The 15783-nt window shown below is 55.4% G+C and carries 16 protein-coding genes; 5 read left to right on the top strand and 11 right to left on the bottom strand.

Going from position 1 to position 15783, the window contains the following annotated elements; translation table 11 throughout:
• Positions 1–25: 25 nt before the first annotated feature.
• Positions 26–397, top strand: a complete 372-nt coding sequence (locus tag Q3Y58_RS05230) for a hypothetical protein (RefSeq protein ID WP_319621331.1) — start codon at positions 26–28, stop codon at positions 395–397.
• A 41-nt stretch (positions 398–438) separates the two neighbouring features.
• Here Q3Y58_RS05230 and Q3Y58_RS05225 read toward each other — a convergent pair whose 3' ends face one another.
• The 6 genes from Q3Y58_RS05225 to Q3Y58_RS05200 all read right to left on the bottom strand — a co-directional run bounded on the left by Q3Y58_RS05225 (position 439) and on the right by Q3Y58_RS05200 (position 5939).
• A complete protein-coding gene (locus Q3Y58_RS05225; protein WP_319621330.1) occupies positions 439–864 on the bottom strand; it encodes an acyl-CoA thioesterase in 426 nt (141 codons plus the stop codon).
• 52 nt (positions 865–916) lie between these two features.
• Positions 917–1348, bottom strand: coding sequence for a globin family protein (locus Q3Y58_RS05220; RefSeq protein ID WP_319621328.1), 432 nt, complete (start codon positions 1346–1348; stop codon positions 917–919).
• 89 nt (positions 1349–1437) lie between these two features.
• Complete coding sequence (locus tag Q3Y58_RS05215) at positions 1438–2127, bottom strand: Crp/Fnr family transcriptional regulator (RefSeq protein ID WP_274219516.1); 690 nt, start codon at positions 2125–2127, stop codon at positions 1438–1440.
• A gap of 271 nt (positions 2128–2398) precedes the next feature.
• A complete protein-coding gene (locus Q3Y58_RS05210; protein ID WP_319621327.1) occupies positions 2399–3187 on the bottom strand; it encodes a ChbG/HpnK family deacetylase in 789 nt (262 codons plus the stop codon).
• Between the two features lie 85 nt (positions 3188–3272).
• Entirely contained in the window at positions 3273–4778 is a 1506-nt protein-coding gene (locus tag Q3Y58_RS05205; RefSeq protein WP_319621326.1) for a glycosyltransferase family 39 protein, read from the bottom strand.
• A 30-nt stretch (positions 4779–4808) separates the two neighbouring features.
• Positions 4809–5939 carry a glycosyltransferase family 2 protein gene (locus Q3Y58_RS05200; protein WP_319621573.1) on the bottom strand — a complete coding sequence of 377 codons (1131 nt, stop codon included), beginning with the start codon at positions 5937–5939 and terminating at the stop codon, positions 4809–4811.
• Positions 5940–6187: 248 nt separating this feature from the next.
• Between Q3Y58_RS05200 and hisS the strand changes: the two genes are divergently transcribed.
• The 3 genes from hisS to hisG are packed head-to-tail and all read left to right on the top strand — an operon-like array spanning position 6188 to position 9805.
• Positions 6188–7708, top strand: coding sequence for a histidine--tRNA ligase (gene hisS / locus Q3Y58_RS05195; RefSeq protein WP_319621325.1), 1521 nt, complete (start codon positions 6188–6190; stop codon positions 7706–7708).
• A 4-nt stretch (positions 7709–7712) separates the two neighbouring features.
• Positions 7713–8819, top strand: coding sequence for an ATP phosphoribosyltransferase regulatory subunit (locus tag Q3Y58_RS05190; protein ID WP_319621324.1), 1107 nt, complete (start codon positions 7713–7715; stop codon positions 8817–8819).
• Positions 8820–8833: 14 nt separating this feature from the next.
• The gene (gene hisG / locus Q3Y58_RS05185; RefSeq protein WP_319621323.1) at positions 8834–9805 is read left to right on the top strand and encodes an ATP phosphoribosyltransferase; all 972 of its coding nucleotides are present in this window, start codon (positions 8834–8836) and stop codon (positions 9803–9805) included.
• Between the two features lie 96 nt (positions 9806–9901).
• Here the strand turns inward: hisG and Q3Y58_RS05180 are convergent, their stop codons facing one another.
• Both Q3Y58_RS05180 and Q3Y58_RS05175 read right to left on the bottom strand, forming a co-directional pair.
• On the bottom strand, positions 9902–10546 hold the full coding sequence (locus Q3Y58_RS05180; RefSeq protein WP_319621322.1) for a DNA-3-methyladenine glycosylase I: 645 nt from the start codon (positions 10544–10546) through the stop codon (positions 9902–9904).
• Between the two features lie 107 nt (positions 10547–10653).
• Positions 10654–11385 carry a protein phosphatase CheZ gene (locus Q3Y58_RS05175; RefSeq protein ID WP_274219523.1) on the bottom strand — a complete coding sequence of 244 codons (732 nt, stop codon included), beginning with the start codon at positions 11383–11385 and terminating at the stop codon, positions 10654–10656.
• A 394-nt stretch (positions 11386–11779) separates the two neighbouring features.
• Here Q3Y58_RS05175 and Q3Y58_RS05170 point away from each other — a divergent pair, with 394 nt between their 5' ends.
• The gene (locus Q3Y58_RS05170; protein ID WP_319621321.1) at positions 11780–12481 is read left to right on the top strand and encodes a L,D-transpeptidase; all 702 of its coding nucleotides are present in this window, start codon (positions 11780–11782) and stop codon (positions 12479–12481) included.
• 30 nt (positions 12482–12511) lie between these two features.
• Here Q3Y58_RS05170 and Q3Y58_RS05165 read toward each other — a convergent pair whose 3' ends face one another.
• From Q3Y58_RS05165 to glcE, 3 genes are all read right to left on the bottom strand, one after another.
• Positions 12512–13189, bottom strand: a complete 678-nt coding sequence (locus Q3Y58_RS05165; protein ID WP_319621320.1) for a hypothetical protein — start codon at positions 13187–13189, stop codon at positions 12512–12514.
• Between the two features lie 75 nt (positions 13190–13264).
• Positions 13265–14572 (bottom strand): glycolate oxidase subunit GlcF, encoded by a 1308-nt coding sequence (gene glcF, locus Q3Y58_RS05160; RefSeq protein ID WP_319621319.1) that lies wholly within the window; start codon positions 14570–14572, stop codon positions 13265–13267.
• Between the two features lie 3 nt (positions 14573–14575).
• Complete coding sequence (gene glcE, locus Q3Y58_RS05155; protein WP_319621318.1) at positions 14576–15781, bottom strand: glycolate oxidase subunit GlcE; 1206 nt, start codon at positions 15779–15781, stop codon at positions 14576–14578.
• Positions 15782–15783: the final 2 nt, after the last annotated feature.

Below are 15783 nucleotides of genomic sequence, written 5' to 3'. Positions count from 1 at the left end.
CCTCGGGAAACCGATGGAGGATTATTTGTTAGATCTTACAGGACAGCCCCACTCCCAGTGGCAAACTCGCATTCACGACCATGTGCCGTCTGCACTGCGTGAAGCGGTGGCGCATCTTCGCGGTGAGTTCACAGCCGCCTATTTGCTCGATTGCCTTGTGCTGCACAAGGGCATCGTGAGCCGCCTTCCCAAACCAGCCGAGAACGATGCAATCCCTCTCCTGTCAGCAGAGGAACGCGCTGAGCGCTATGGCACCTTGGTCAATCTGTGGAGCAAGGGATGCTCGACAGTGATCGATGAGGGATTGTTCGCGGAGACAGTGCTGCGCCGACCGCGTGAGTATGACGCCCTGCGAAGCAAATTTCGTCGCAAGCCACTCAGCCTGCCCGCCCTCTAAGCGCGCAGGCTCTTCCGTTTTAAGCCCAACCGCCGTTCAAACTAGTCCGGAAAGGCTTTGCGCTGTTCTTCGCTGATCTCGCGCGGACGTCCCTCGTCATCCACTGCCACAAAGGTGAACTTGGCGCGTGTCACGCGTTCGCGATGGCCAAAGCGGTGGCGCAAGGCCCAGGCTTCGATGTTCAGCTCCATTGAGCTACGGCCTACCTTGGTCACCTCAGTGTAGACACATAAAACGTCACCAACCTTTACTGGCCGGATGAAGGTCATGCTGTCGATGGCAACTGTAACAACGCGGCCCTGTGCAAACTGTCCTGCACAAATACCCCCGGCAATATCCATCTGAGACACAACCCAGCCGCCGAAAATGTCGCCGGAGGCATTTGTGTCTGCTGGCATTGCCATCGTGCGCGTGGTCAACTCGCCCACCGGCAGCTCGACCTCTGCTTGTTTAGCAGCATCTGTCATTCGATCAGTATTCCTCTCATTCCAGCAGCGTTGGTCTGGATGATACCGACCGTTAAGCTGCCATCGTCCGTGGAGTACCGAACATAGCTTGACTGAGGCTATCTGCAACAGTGTCGGCAACCTTGACCACAGCCGCTTGAGCCGGCAGGGGAATGGTCTTTGCGCATGCCGCGCGGAACAAAGCCTTGTATTGGTCCAGATCATCCTGTTGGAACAAATGCGCCTTGTTTGAAAACAGATATGCGGGCCGGCCAGTGTAGCTCTGGCAGCGTAAAAGCGCCGTCTTCCAGAACTGGGTCATCCGATAGACATGGTCTGACCAGTCGCCACCAGATACCTCAGCAAGTCTTTCCTTTAGGGAAGAGTGATCTTCCAAAAGCTCTACCAGAGAAGAAACCAGAGCGTTGACGTGTTCATGCTCCAAAGAAGCGTGAACCGGGCTACGTTCCGCCAACGGGCGGATGTCGTAGAGTTCAGTGTGCATAGCGATTACTCACTTTGATTTTGTTTATAGCAACAACAGGTACTACTATAGTACTATTATTGTGCGCTGCGTCATAGCAGTTTCACTTATCAAAGTTTGGCTTGTGCCCGTAACACACCTAGTTTTTCCAGAGCATAGTAACCAGAGAGCCTGCTTATTGTGCCTTCTCTCTTCCAGCTGTTCAAAACTCGGGAAACGTTTTCGCGAGCGCCGCCTGCCATATTCGCGATTTCTGCCTGGCTAAGCTTATAATGTATAAGGATTCTGTCATCGCCAAGATCCTTGCCGAAGGTTTCGGCAAGCTGCAACAAGGTCTGCGCCACCCGACCGGTCAGCGGCAGAAATGAGCGCGCTGCCAGCGCATCATTTGAGTTCCGGAGGCGACCTGCGACAATTGATAGCATATGTCGATAAACGACCGGATTGTCGTCCGCGAACCGATAGAAGGCATTTTTCGAGATAAATCCAAGGCGGCAGTTTTTCAGCGCCGTGACCGTCGCGGAGCGTGGACGATCATCAAGAAGGGCGACCTCACCGACCACACTGCCCGGACCCAGAACCGCAAGCAACTGCTCACTGCCGTCAACAGACAGTACCGACACTTTGACCGTACCCTCAATAAGTGCGTAACACCCGTTGCCAGGATCCCCTGCCTCAAACAGCACGGTGCCTGACTTGACGTTCATCGGCTGCACAATCTTTGAGAGCTCTTCGGAGAAAGCGTCTGGTAGAACAGAAAGATCAGGCTCCTGTTTCAGAAGCTCTATGAATTCTTGCATGTCACACTGTGTCCTATGTCGCCCTGCAAAAGGACTACCGTCAACTGCGAAGAACGCGAGAATTGCCCAAGTCTACGATTGCCTGTCGGTTATACCCAAACATGTGGCGAAATTTGGTAGATTGCACATCTGTGACGGCTGTCACTGCATCAGCCGGATATTGTTTATTTCAGCTATGCTAGTCAACCCAAGCCGTCTGTTTTTTGTCTGGCTTCGCTTCACAAACACATGAATGCCGCAGAGCAACCAGCCCCTATGATGAATACCCCAATCAAAACAAGAAGATATCTTTTTCGTTGAGCAAGTAAGGAAACTCTTCGCTGCTTAGAAAGCGCAGTTGGCGCTCGCGGGCATTTTCATCTTTGATTGCTTTCTTGTCGCCCTTGTTCTCGGAGTAAGCCGGCTGACAAAAAACCATTGAGTGGTCAAAGGGAACGTCCAGCCCATGCCAGAAAAACTCGCGCAGATCGGTTTCATCTCCGTCAACTGGCACAGTTGGGCCAGAGAAAATGGTCTCCAGCCCGGCTTTCTTGGCGCCCCGATGGAAACGTGAATTCTTGTCATGATCCCCTGCTGGCCCCACCAGAGCGGGCTTTGGCGCTTTCATCAAAGATGCAACGTTGAGCACACGCTGCGCAACGGCGCTGAAGGCCATCAAATCCTGATCAAGTGCGATGAATGCGGGCGCACGGAGGTAGATTTGTTGAAACAGCTCAATTTGGGCAGCGATCTCTGCTTCCAAGATCTCATCGGGCAACAGATTTAATGGTGCCCGCATATAGTACCAGAGTTTTGAGGGGAACTGAGCGCCGAAGGCACTTTCTCCCATCAGCGTGAGAGGAGCTGCGCTTTTCGACAGCCGAATGGTGACACCGACCTTGGTGTTTTGCTCGGCCCAAGAGACAACATCACGCAGCTGATAGAACTCTTTTTGCCACAAGTCGCCTGTCACAACGCATCCCACTGCGGACAAGCGGCCTGCGATGATCAGATCACAGATCGCCCGATCCACACCAAAGCTTGTGCCAAACTCCAAGCTGGTGAGCAGTATGCGTTTCATGGGGCCCCGCCTTTGCGGACTCACCTTGTCCGAGCATTTCAATTAAAACGCACGGAGGAGATAACGCAAGGTGATAGCTCCCATATCACTCGTTTTTGAGGGGTGGCGGCACAAAACCACCAGTATCCTCAGGATGTTCTAGAAGATAAATGCGGATTCCCTCTATGCGAGCACTACCCGTTTTGCGGGGTATCTCAGTGAGTCGCTCCACTTTCTCGAAATATTTCTCCAGCTCAGATGAACGATCCCGGCGCTCCTCTACGACATAGAGCAGGCGCTCGCCCTTGGGCTCTTGTAGGCCCTCAGGGATCATTGCATAGCGCAAGCGCTCGTTGAACTGATAGACGCCAAGTCCGGAGCGTTTCAAAGCGTTGCTCAATTGCCCCGTCATACCATAGCTGGACGTGATCACCCATTCAGCGTCTGATGCAAGGGCCAGTTCTTCTACTGCCGCGCCAATCTCCTGCCAACCGCGCAACTGGTGCGTTGGGTCTTTTCGAGCCAAACCATCATAGAGCGGAGAGAGGGCGTGGATGTACACTAGGAATGCAGCGATGAAGCCGAGCCCCAGCGCACCGAACGCCAGCTTTTCCTGCCATGCGGCGCGCTTGGCGGAAGCACGCGCTATGGCATAGGCGGCAAACAACGCAAAGGCTGGGTATAGGGGCGCTGGCCAATTGCCCTGGACGCGCGAATGAAAAGAGTGCAGCGTCAGGTAGACGAGGAACGGAAGAATTGTGAGCACCAAAAGGCTGCCCACACTGTCTTTTCGCATGAACCGTTTGACCAACGGCACCGCGCCCGCAACAGCCAGAATGAAAATCAGCGGGTTTAAAAGACCAGCAACTGCACCAACGTATTCGCCGATATACTTCAGGGTGTACTCGCGCGCGACAACCCGGCCAAACTGCTTGGTGAAAGAGATCCATTCGTGGTTGGCGTTCCAGATCAACACGGGAGAAAAGACAAGAACAGCCAGCGCGCCTCCAGCCCAGAGCTGCCATCTGAGGAAGTAGCGCCGGTTTTGAGGAACCCAGAGCAGCCACAGCACGATACCCACGCCGAGAAAGAGTACGGAGTATTTGGAGAGCAGTCCGAAGCCCGCACATACGCCGACAACAAGCCACCAGTATGGGTTTTGCGAGTGGTGGAGTTCAGCCAGCGCCCACAACGCCATGCCCCAGAACAACACGGAAGGGGCATCTGGAGTAGAGATCAGCGAGCCCACTCCGACCAGAATGCTGGCGTTGAGAAGCAAGACCGACCATCCGGCAACGCGTTCATCGAACAGCAGAACTGCTGTACGCCAAAGAAATACGGACCCGATAGCCGCACTCAAGATGCTGATCAGCCGCACACCAAGGGCAATGTCGCCCACGAGGGACTGCCCCAGCCAAATCCACCAGCCGACCATGGGCGGATGATCATAATAGCCAAGAGCAGGGTATAGTCCCCACAGCCGATAATAGGCCTCATCTTCTACAAGGCCGATGTTCATGCCCGTTGCAAGGCGGGCGACACTCAGAACGGCGACAACCAACATCAGATTGAATGGCTGCAGATACCAAGGCAAAGGCGTGCGTTCAGTCACCCGTTTATCCCCCGAAGCGATACGGTGGTTTTAACTCTGGCGCCAAGTGAGCGTTTTGCTTGCCACGTAGTTCCACACAGCCCCCATAAGCGCACCGGCGGCCCCCGCCAGCCACCACAATGGCTGTTGAGCGTAGATCAGCTCTGCGACACCCACATTGGCGAGAACGCCGAAGCTACAGACAAGATAGAAGGTCAATAGCCCCCTGAACCATGCTGCGCCCTTGAGCCGGCGGTCTCGATAGGTCAGGCGATTATTGAGAAAAAAGTTGGAGGTCATGGCCACGAAAGTGGCCGCAAGCTGGGCTGCGCTGAACTCTGCGATCTGTGTCGAAAGCAGTGTTTTTAGAACGATAAGGTGAACGATGACACCGGTTGCACCAACAAAAGAGAACATGAGGAAGCGGATGGACAGACGATCATGGAACAACTTGGCCATAAGCAGGCCGAGATAGTCCATGGTCACCAGCGTATCCAGCTTGCTCTCTCCATGAAGGCGCTCTCTGAAAACAAATGGGAGTTCCTTGATGCGAAGCGAACCATTGGAGGTGGCCACGATATCCAACATGATCTTGAAACCCTGAGAAGACAGCGATGGGACCAGCTCCTCGAAAGCCTCACGGCGCAGCATGAAGAACCCACTCATGGGATCAGAGAGTTCAACTTTCAGGAAACGGCGGGCTAGAGAGTTGGCGAGATTTGATCCCCATTCGCGGAATGCCGACAGACCGTCGCCAACCTCCCCGCCTTCCACATGGCGAGAGGCAATCACAATATCATGCTGGTCGCTTCGAAGCTCTTCGAGCATACGCGGCAGCAGCGTCTCATCGTGTTGAAGGTCGGCATCCATGACCGCCACAAACTTGGCTGAAGAGGCAAGCATGCCCTCAATGCAAGCGCCTGACAGGCCACGACGGCCAACGCGTCTGATTACCCGCATGCGGCTGTCTTGCTGACCGATCTTCTTGGCAACTTCCGCGCTTCCATCTGGGGAATTGTCATCAACAACAATTACTTCCCAAGCAACGCCCTTAAGGCACTGCTTCAGCGCCTCAAAAACGAGTGGAATGTTTTTGCTCTCATTATATGTGGGAAGAACAATGGACACCTCAGCAATGGCATTTTGACCAGTGAGGTTGCTGGAAGTCGCTTCTGCGGTCAGGGTCGAGCCGGACACGTGAATTCTCCAGTTGGAAATCGTCAGGTTCTCAGCGGAACGCGGAGCACTTGTTGGGCGGGACGTTAGCTGTAAATATCGATAATGCAAGCACTGTTTAATAAGATCACTCGGGATTCCAGCGCGCTCTTGCCTTGCCCTTGATACCTGTATGGTCTAGGAGACATTTAACGAGTGGCTTTACAGTCGCCGCCTAAAACAGTCCGCACAGTTCCTAGGGATGAGTAACCCTCATGGCAAAGAAAAAGAGTGCAAAGCTAAAGGCAAGATTGCCCCGCGGCTTTGTGGACCGGGGGCCTACTGAGCTTCTGGCAATGGATCGCATGCTCAAGGTCATCAAGGAGACCTATGAGCTCTACGGTTTTGAACCTGTTGAAACCCCACAGTTCGAATATACGGATGCGCTTGGAAAATTCCTGCCTGATCAGGACCGCCCGAACGCAGGCGTTTTCTCGCTGCAGGATGACGATGAGCAATGGATGAGCCTGCGGTATGACCTGACCGCGCCCCTCGCCCGTCATGTGGCTGAAAACTTTGACCATCTTCCAAAGCCATATCGCAGCTACCGCGCTGGATATGTATTCCGCAATGAAAAGCCGGGGCCGGGCCGCTTCCGCCAGTTCATGCAGTTTGACGCGGACACCATCGGCGCGCCCTCCGTTTCTGCGGACGCGGAAATCTGCATGATGGCTTCCGATACGATGGAACGCCTGGGGATCGCGCGGGGCGATTACATCATTCGCGTCAACAACCGCAAGGTGCTTGATGGTGTGATGGAAGTTATCGGCCTTGCTGGTGACGAACATGCAGAGCGCCGTCTGACGGTTCTGCGCGCCGTCGACAAACTCGACCGACTTGGCGTCCAAGGCGTTCGCTTGCTGCTCGGTGAAGGCCGCAAAGATGAGAGCGGCGACTTTACCAAGGGCGCAGGCCTTGATGAGAAAGCGGCAGATGTTGTGCTGGCGTTTGTGGAGGCAGGTGCCGATACGGCCTCTGGCACAATCGACAACCTGCGCAAGCTGATTGCAGACAGCGCCGTTGGCGCAGAAGGCGTTGAAGAACTGGCCACTATGGCAGCTCTATTCGATGCCTCTGGCTACTCTGATGGCCGGGTTCTGATCGACCCTTCCGTGGTTCGCGGTCTCGAATACTACACAGGTCCGGTCTATGAAGCGGAGCTGACTTTCGAGGTGAAAGACGAAAAGGGCAATCCGGTCCGCTTTGGTTCCGTTGGTGGCGGCGGCCGGTATGATGGCTTGGTCTCTCGCTTCATGAGCCAGCCTGTGCCTTCCACCGGCTTCTCCGTCGGTGTTTCCCGCCTCATGGCAGCGCTCAAGGTGCTGGGCAAGCTGGGTGACGAGCAAATCGTAGGCCCAGTTGTTGTCTGCGTCATGGATCGCGATACGGAAAGTCTCGCCCACTATATGCGTATGGTGCAAGAGCTGCGGGATGCAGGCATTCGTGCCGAAATGTACCAGGGCAACCCCAAGCAGTTCGGCAAGCAGCTGCAGTATGCAGACAAACGCAACTCCCCTTGCGCCATCATCCAAGGCTCTCAGGAGCGCGAAACCGGCGAAGTTCAGATCAAGGATCTGATCGAAGGCAAGCGTCTTTCTGAAGAAATTGAAGACAACAAGACCTGGCGGGAGAGCCGTCCGGCACAGTTCGCTGTTAAGACGGAAAACCTGGTCGAGGAAGTCCTGAAGCTTTTGAAGTCTCAGGAAGAAGACCGACAAAAAGAACGCGAGAGCTGAGCACATGACTTCGGGCGACGCACGCATCACGGCATTGAGCCGACTGTTCACATCGACAGGCTATGAGGAGGTGAGCCCTCCTCTGTTGCAGCCTGCTGAAACGTTCCTTGATCTGGTCGGCGAAGACCTGCGTCGTCGCCTGTTCCTCACACATGGTGAGGATGGTCATGAACTATGTTTGCGGCCCGATTTCACCATACCCGTTGCACGACATTACCTGCAGAGCGGAGCGTCAGATCGCATTGCCGCCTACTCCTATGCCGGTCCGGTGTTCCGTCAGCGCGCTGGCACTAGCGGTGAAACCTTGCAGGCAGGGGTGGAGTCCATTGGCCGAACCGATGAAGAGCAGGCTGATGCGGACATGCTGAGCCTTGCTCTGGAAGCAGCAGAGCTTCTGAATGCGGAAGACTACAGGGTGCGCATTGGTGATGAGGGCCTGTTTGTCGCGGTTCTTAAAGCGCTCGAAATTCCAACGGTTTGGCAACGCCGACTGCGGGATGTGTTTGGCACCCGCCCGAGCCTTGATGCGGTTATCGAACGCATGACAGGCGACGAAACCGCGCCTGAAGGCAAGCTTGGCCTGCTGGCCGCCATGGAAGGACAGGATCCGGAAGCAGCTGTGGCCGTGGTGGAAGATCTGCTCTCCATCGCAGGCGTTGCTGCTGTTGGTGGGCGCACGGCTCACGAAATCGCCGAGCGTTTCATGGAACAGGCTTCGCTCCGTTCTGGGTCCGGTGTCGACAAGGATGCGCTCGGACGCCTGAAGGCCTATCTCGACATCTCCGGCCCACCGCCGGACCGCGCTGTTGAAACGCTGCATGCCTTCTCTCGGGAAACTGGCTTGGAACTTGATGCCTCCATTCAGCGGCTCGCGAAACGTACGGACCTGATGGCCGAGCGTGGCATTGATATCTCCCAGCTGGAGTATTCCGGCGACTTCGGTCGTCGGCTTGATTACTACACCGGGTTCGTCTTCGAAATGCATGCGAAGTGCACCGCACATCTTGGCCAGTTCATGGGCGGAGGCCGCTATGACAAGCTGGTGGAGTTGCTCGGCGCGGCAAAGCCGGTGCCAGCGGTTGGCTTCACCACCTGGCTGGATCGCATCTGAGAGAGGGCAAATCGATGAGTGAGAATTTGATCGTTGCACTGCCCTCCAAAGGGCGGCTTCAAGAAAAGACAGAGGCCTTTTTCGCCAAAGCAGGCCTGAAAATCGAACGTCCGGGCGGTGAACGCAACTACCGGGGGAACATCAAAGGCATCGGCGGTCTCGAGATCGCTTTCCTTTCCGCCTCCGAAATTGCGCGTGAGATCGCCGCTGGGACCGTGCACTTTGGCATTACCGGCACAGATCTTGTTCGCGAGAACATCGACCGCCCGGAAGAAAAAACGCATATCGTCACACCGCTTGGCTTCGGCCATGCAGATGTTGTGATCGCCGTGCCAAAGGCATGGATTGATGTAACGACCATCGCCGATTTGGCAGATGTGGCGTCTGACTTCCGCGCCAGCCACGGTTCCCGCATGCGCATTGCAACCAAGTATGTGAACATCACGCGGCAGTTTTTTGCCAGCCACGGCATTCTGGATTACCGGATTGTTGAGAGTGCAGGCGCAACGGAAGGGGCTCCGGCTGCAGGCTCAGCCGAGATGATCGTGGACATTACCTCCACTGGCTCAACGTTGGAGGCAAATGCGCTAAAGGTGCCCGAGGACGGCGTGATGATGCAATCACAGGCCCACCTTGTTGCGTCTCTGACCGCGCGTTGGTCTTCGCAGAACCTTGAAGTAGCGCGGCAGGTCCTTGACCAAATCGCCGCACAAGATGAAGCGCAGAAGCTCAAGGAAATACGCTGCACCGTGAAAGATGCAGAAAGCGTTGCCAAGCAAGCCGTTCAGAAGTTCGGCTGCAGCGCTCCTTTTGGAAGCGCGAAGGATGCCGTTCTTACCCTACATTGCCCGTCAAAGGCTGTGGCCGAGGTGGCTGGCTGGCTGCGCGCCAAGGGTGCGCCATTGGTCAGCGTTGCTGGGCTGGATTATGTCTTTACCACTGAAAATCCGCTGTTCGACCCACTTAAAAAGCGGGTCTCCAGTTAACTGCGGACCTTCATCTGAGGTCGAGGTTTAGTTGAATGCCAGTAGAAGCCGCCTCGAGGCGGCTTTTGCTTGAGCGATAGCTGGAGCGCAGCGTCATTATGGGCGCTCGGCTGCAGACCGCGCCGCCTCAACCACTTCACGAAAGGCACACCCTTCCACATGGTCATTGACCATGCCCATGGCCTGCATGAACGCATAAACGGTGGTCGGGCCTACGAAGCTCCAGCCACGCTTTTTCAAGTCCTTGGACAGCTTTGTGGAGGTGACTGTCTTGCCGAGTGCTGAGAGGGCTTCATAGTCAGCTTTTTCAGGCCGCTCATCGGCACCGGGCTCCCATGACCAGAAGTACTTGGCCAGCGAACCAAATTCTTCCCGCAGCTCCAGAGCACGCTTGGCGTTATTGATGGTGGAGTTGATCTTGCCGCGATGGCGGACGATCCCCGCATCTTGAACGAGACGCTCGACATCGTTTTCATCGAACAGGGCAACTTTCTCAAAGTCGAAGGCAGCGAATGCAGAGCGAAAGTTCTCCCGCTTTCTCAGGATCGTGATCCACGAGAGACCTGACTGGAACCCTTCGAGACAAATCTTCTCAAAAAGGCGTTGATCGTTGAAGACAGGCCGCCCCCACTCCTTGTCGTGGTAGTCCTTGTAAAATGGATCGCCCCCATGCCACCAGCAGGTGCACGCACCATCTTCACCGCGCAGCAATCCCTTCGGTGCCTCTTCAATCTCAGACATCCTCTTGCTCCCCCGCCTATTCGTTCATTGTTTGTTCTAACACAAAAAGGAAAGGCTTCAACAACAATGAGCATCTCATCCCTGTTGAAGCCTCAAATCGTGCTTAATTAAGCAAACAGTGCGTCGATATCGTCCTGAGAGACAACACCTTCTTCGCCATCCAAAGATGGACCATGAAGCAGGGCCTCATTTTCATCCTTTGGCGGCTCTTCCGGCACCTCAACATCCTTGAAGCTCTCCAGCCCACCCCAGATTTCCATCATACGAATGATGCGCTCTTCCACGAAGGAGAGCGTTGCCACCACCTTGGTGATGCGCTGGCCGGTGAGATCCTGAAAGTTACAGGCCTCGAAAATGGTGATCACTCGTTCCTGAATGTCATTCACCATCCCCTGATGCTCGTCAGGAATGAAACCTCCCAACGTCGCAGCAATTTCATCAATGTGTTCCGCAGAACCCAGAATTTGCTCGGTCGCCCCTTCAGTGCCCCGCACGATAGCGTCGAGCTCATTGGCTACGTGGCTGCGGGCTGGCTCGTTTTGAGCCGCTTTGCGATGCAACGCCGCGATTTCGGTTTTCGTCTTCGCGATCGCATCGTGGATGGCATCCAGCTCCACCTTCAACTTCGCGGCTTCGCCAAGTTCTTGACGAAGTGCACTCGTGAGATGTTCAGAGATGGTGCCCGCATCCGGCTGCGGCTGAATTAACGTCTTCAGTTCAGCCAGCTCACGCATGACTTCGCGGTGCCGCAAAGTATCGCCTACACCAATGTCAGCGTCATCGCCCATGCTGCGATCGAAATGGGCTTCAGCGCGATACGCCCGTCTTGCAACTACCATTCCCACTCCAGACTTCCCTTCAGTCTCAGCAATAGCGCTTAGTGCACCACACTTTTTCCGAGGATATCTTTGGCCTACAACTCAATCGAGTCGCCCCAGGACCACCAAAACCTCGAATCACACCAGTTTTCTGAAGGCTAATCAGCGCCCCCTTAAGAATTGATTTCTTCACGGAGGGACCGCCGATTTGCCTGTTGATGCGCACAAGAATTACGCCTCAATTGCGCACTTCATATAACATGGAGCTAAACTATTCAATAAAGGCTAAACTATTAATAGTTTACCTCTTATTTACCATGGCTAAATATCTGCGGAGATATACTTGCGCTCTTAACCCATGGTTTCTAGTTGGCGTTTAGCTTATGGGTAGTTGCTGCAGCTTTGGGGAACACTGATGATCCGCTTTGGACAATTCTGTTTGGCGTTTTCTGCGGGTTTTACCGCGCTGACATTGGGGTTTTCAGCTCATGCTGAGTTCACACCGCGCGCTTCTGCTCCGCCACCAGTTCTAAGCCCAAACCTATCTGATCCGTGGGTCATGCAAATCGCGCCACAGAGCAATCGCGTTTTCAACCAGAGGCAGCGCCAAGTCGTTGCGACCCCGCCGCCAACGCAGCAGCGAAGCTTTGCGCAGCCGCAGCGCCGCCAAATTCCCTCGAAGTATCTGCCAACGACGGTTAACTATACCGGAAATTACAAGCCGGGAACGATCATCATCGATACGAACGCCCGCTATCTCTTCCATGTGTTGCCGAACAAAAAAGCGCGCCGCTATGGGGTTGGCGTTGGTCGTCCAGGCTTCGAATGGGCTGGAACACACAAGGTGACACGGAAAGCGGAGTGGCCAGACTGGCGGCCGCCGGAGTCCATGCTGCAGCGCCGCCCTGATCTGCCCCGTTTTGTTCCCGGCGGCCCTAAAAACCCACTGGGTGCGCGCGCGCTTTACCTAGGCTCGACCCTCTATCGAATCCATGGGTCAAACGAACCTTGGACCATCGGTCAGGCCGTTTCTTCCGGCTGCATCCGAATGCGCAATGAAGATGTCATGGAGCTCTACACCCAGATACCGGTCGGCGCGACTGTCATCGTTCAGTAGATTAACTGCGGGATGGCAAGAGACGCTGCTTCAAACAAAGTTCAGCGTCTCATGTATCGTCAGGTGTTTGCGGAACACCTCAGCCCATTGGCGTTTATCTCCGGTCCATTCGCTTGAATCTGGCTCAAGGATGTGCAGGTGGTCATACTCCACATCCACGACCTTTTCCTCGTGTGACACCACAAGCAGGTCGCAGTCTTTCGCAAAAAAGGCGCGCAGGCTCGCTTTCAGCTCTTCAAGATGTCGCTGCTCGAAATGAAACGGGCCAAGTTCCGTTTCTTCCGCGACCTCATCCAGGTTGTTCTGAGAGTTTGAAAGCACGAACAGCAGATGCTGCGCGTTCCGCAATTCCAGAAAACGGTTCTTTAAATAGCTGAACCGGGAGGTCTCGTTCTCAAAGTACCGATTGACGTCTGCGATGCCATCTTCACCGCGAAAATGATGAAAGAAACGAATGCCATAAGGGTGCCAGGTTGGGTGGCCGGCCCCCTCTTCAATCTGCTCTCGGGTAAAGAGCGGAAAGCCATCGTCGAGCAACTTTGCCAGACCTTCCGGCGGCGTGATCAAACCGTCAAAAAAGTGGGAGACGTGCTGCACGGGCTCGCCAATGAGGCTCGAAATCAGCTCGACGTGTGTTCTTATCTGTCGTGCGCTTTGGCATGAAATGCCTAAACTGACAACGGCAGTGTTTTGTCCGGCAGCTGACATGATGGGCGCCTTGTTATCCGAATAAACACGATTGTTATTCGTTTAAAGTTAGTGCGCGCTACCCAGAACCACAAGTCAGGCCTCCAGTCCTTCGGGTGCTGGACCTCCATAAATCCAGTCCAACAACTCGACGGTGTGAACGACCGGAACGCCTGCCTTAACGCCAAGTTGAGTGATGCAGCCAATATTACCGGTCGCAATAAGGTCTGGATCTGTGCGTGCAATATTTGCCAGCTTGCGATCTCGCAGTTTCACGGCGATTTCTGGCTGCAGAATGTTGTAGGTCCCCGCAGAGCCACAGCACAAATGCCCTTCTGGTACATCCTTGACCGTGAACCCAGCGGCTTTGAGCAGATCCTTTGGTTCTCGGGTTATTTTCTGGCCATGTTGCATGGAGCATGCAGAGTGGTAGGCAACGGTCAGCGCAGGCTGTCGCTCTGGCGGGCCAAGCTCCTTGTCTTTGAGAAACTCAGCAATGTCCTTGGCAGCTGCAGACACCCGGTCTGCTTTGGCACGATACGCCGGATCTTCTCGAAGCATAAATCCGTAGTCCTTGATGGTGGTGCCGCACCCTGACGCTGTAATGATGATCGCATCCAGCCCATCGCCGTCCATCTCGCCTATCCATGCGTCTACATTGCGGCGCGCATTTTCAAGGGATGCCTGTTCCTTGCCCATGTGATGCACCAATGCCCCGCAGCACACCTCATTTTTGGGAAACACAATGTCGTATCCCATACGCGTTAGCAGCCGCACGGTGGCATCGTTGATGGAAGGCTTTAACACCGGCTGCGCGCAGCCTTGCAAAATCGCCACACGCCCCCTTCTGACGGCGGTGGCAGGGACTTTCTCTGCACCAGCAAACGCTGAAGGCTTCGGCGCTTTCGACGGAGCCAAAGACAACATGGCCGCGAGGCGGAGGAACGGCCCGCCCAGCTTACTGAACAGTCCACCCAGCGGCTTCATGTAGGAGGCAGCAATCAACGCCCAGCGAAAGCGGCTTGGAAAAGGCAGAATCAGCGCCAGAATTGCCCGCAACAACCGGTCGTGAAACGGACGCTTGTAGGTTTTTTCGATGTGCATCCGCGCATGATCGACCAGATGCATGTAATGAACACCCGAGGGACAGGTGGTCATACACGCCAGACAAGACAGGCACCGGTCAATGTGCTTGACCACTTTCGCATCCGCTGGGCGATCGTTCTCCAGCATGTCTTTGATGAGATAAATTCGTCCGCGCGGACTGTCCAACTCATCCCCCAGCAAGGTGAAGGTGGGACAGGTTGCGGTGCAAAATCCGCAGTGAACGCATTTGCGCAAGATCTTCTCAGATTCCGCTAGATGAGGGTCTTGCAGCTGCTCGGGGGTAAAGTTGGTTTGCATGACCTAGACTCCCGGATACATGCGCCCGGGATTCAGTATCCCATGCGGATCAAATTGTTGCTTCAAGCGACGGGTCAGGGCCGCAAGACCGGGATCGAGCGGTTGGAAAACTTCCGCACTAGCCCTCAAGGTTGGACTGCCGCGCACCAGAGTGGCATGCCCTCCCCCGCATTTTCTTAAGGCCTCACGCAACGCAGTACCATCGTTTTCGGCGGGGTCACTGACCCAAAGCAAGCCTCCAGCCCAATCGCGAAGCACCACAGCATCCTGAGACAGGCCGGAGATGAAACTCTCGGCGTTTGTAGGCGCAACCGAGACACGCCAAAGGGTCGTCTGGCTTCCCGTGAACGCATCCAGCTGACGTAGTGAGCGCCATAGCTTTCTCGAGCCATCCGCTTCCAGCACATCGATGGCCCCAAAGCCAGAGAGTTCTCGCTTCAAGGTACCAATGCGATATTCGACGGAAGCAGGAATGCCCTCAAGTCGGAGAGCTGTGATGCTTTGGGTCCCCGCAAACTCGCCTTTCACAGAGGCTGCTAGCGCTGGTGGAATGTAGGCCGCAGAGGAAACCTCAGCAGAAGACCCCATGGCCGCCGACATGGCGTTTGTGGCCTGCTGGCCATCCAGCCCAAACAGGCAGAGTGTTTTTTCTTGCGCGGCCTTTGGGGCCACTTTGACGGTGATTTCGGAGGCGACGGCAAGCGTGCCCCAGGAAGAACAAAACGCTCGGGCCAGGTCATAGCCCGTTACATTTTTGACCACGCGTCCGCCTGCCTTGAACAGCTCTCCGCGACCGGCCACCGCTTGCAAGCCGAGCACATGATCGCGTGCGGCGCCAGCCTTGAGGCGGCGCGGGCCCGCGAGGTTGGCCGCCAGCGCACCGCCGAAGGTGCCTTTTCCCACTTCCCCGCCCAGCACTGGACCATAGTCTACGGGTTCAAAGGCGAGTTCCTGGCCTTCGCTTTCAAGAAGGGTCTCAATCTCCGCGAGAGGCGTGCCCGCCTTTGCGGTCAAAACGAGTTCGGAGGGCTCATAGTCGACAATGCCTTTCAACTCCGAAAGCGCCAGTGTGTGTGCGCCCTGCACCTGCCTGCCCAGCGCTGTTTTCGTGCCGGTACCCACCACTTCGAGCGGTTCGCGTTCGGCAGCTGCCCACTTCACCAGTTCTTCCAGCTCGGCCGCGTTCTTGGGCCTGAAGCTTTCTCCCATTG

Origin of the sequence: Nesiotobacter zosterae (assembly GCF_033843645.1) — a bacterium.
GTDB classification, from domain to species: domain Bacteria; phylum Pseudomonadota; class Alphaproteobacteria; order Rhizobiales; family Stappiaceae; genus Pseudovibrio; species Pseudovibrio zosterae.
Note: the sequence above shows the minus strand (reverse complement) of the source record. Positions and strands in the feature narration are given on the sequence as shown.

What these genes read in the sequence shown, in the direction of transcription:
- Q3Y58_RS05225 (WP_319621330.1), bottom strand. Translation starts at nt 864, where the DNA reads ATGACAGATGCTGCTAAACAAGCAGAGGTCGAGCTGCCGGTGGGCGAG.
- Q3Y58_RS05220 (WP_319621328.1), bottom strand. Translation starts at nt 1,348, where the DNA reads ATGCACACTGAACTCTACGACATCCGCCCGTTGGCGGAACGTAGCCCG.
- Q3Y58_RS05215 (WP_274219516.1), bottom strand. Translation starts at nt 2,127, where the DNA reads ATGCAAGAATTCATAGAGCTTCTGAAACAGGAGCCTGATCTTTCTGTT.
- Q3Y58_RS05210 (WP_319621327.1), bottom strand. Translation starts at nt 3,187, where the DNA reads ATGAAACGCATACTGCTCACCAGCTTGGAGTTTGGCACAAGCTTTGGT.
- hisS (WP_319621325.1), top strand. Translation starts at nt 6,188, where the DNA reads ATGGCAAAGAAAAAGAGTGCAAAGCTAAAGGCAAGATTGCCCCGCGGC.
- Q3Y58_RS05190 (WP_319621324.1), top strand. Translation starts at nt 7,713, where the DNA reads ATGACTTCGGGCGACGCACGCATCACGGCATTGAGCCGACTGTTCACA.
- hisG (WP_319621323.1), top strand. Translation starts at nt 8,834, where the DNA reads ATGAGTGAGAATTTGATCGTTGCACTGCCCTCCAAAGGGCGGCTTCAA.
- Q3Y58_RS05180 (WP_319621322.1), bottom strand. Translation starts at nt 10,546, where the DNA reads ATGTCTGAGATTGAAGAGGCACCGAAGGGATTGCTGCGCGGTGAAGAT.
- Q3Y58_RS05175 (WP_274219523.1), bottom strand. Translation starts at nt 11,385, where the DNA reads ATGGTAGTTGCAAGACGGGCGTATCGCGCTGAAGCCCATTTCGATCGC.
- Q3Y58_RS05170 (WP_319621321.1), top strand. Translation starts at nt 11,780, where the DNA reads ATGATCCGCTTTGGACAATTCTGTTTGGCGTTTTCTGCGGGTTTTACC.
- Q3Y58_RS05165 (WP_319621320.1), bottom strand. Translation starts at nt 13,189, where the DNA reads ATGTCAGCTGCCGGACAAAACACTGCCGTTGTCAGTTTAGGCATTTCA.
- glcF (WP_319621319.1), bottom strand. Translation starts at nt 14,572, where the DNA reads ATGCAAACCAACTTTACCCCCGAGCAGCTGCAAGACCCTCATCTAGCG.
- glcE (WP_319621318.1), bottom strand. Translation starts at nt 15,781, where the DNA reads ATGGGAGAAAGCTTCAGGCCCAAGAACGCGGCCGAGCTGGAAGAACTG.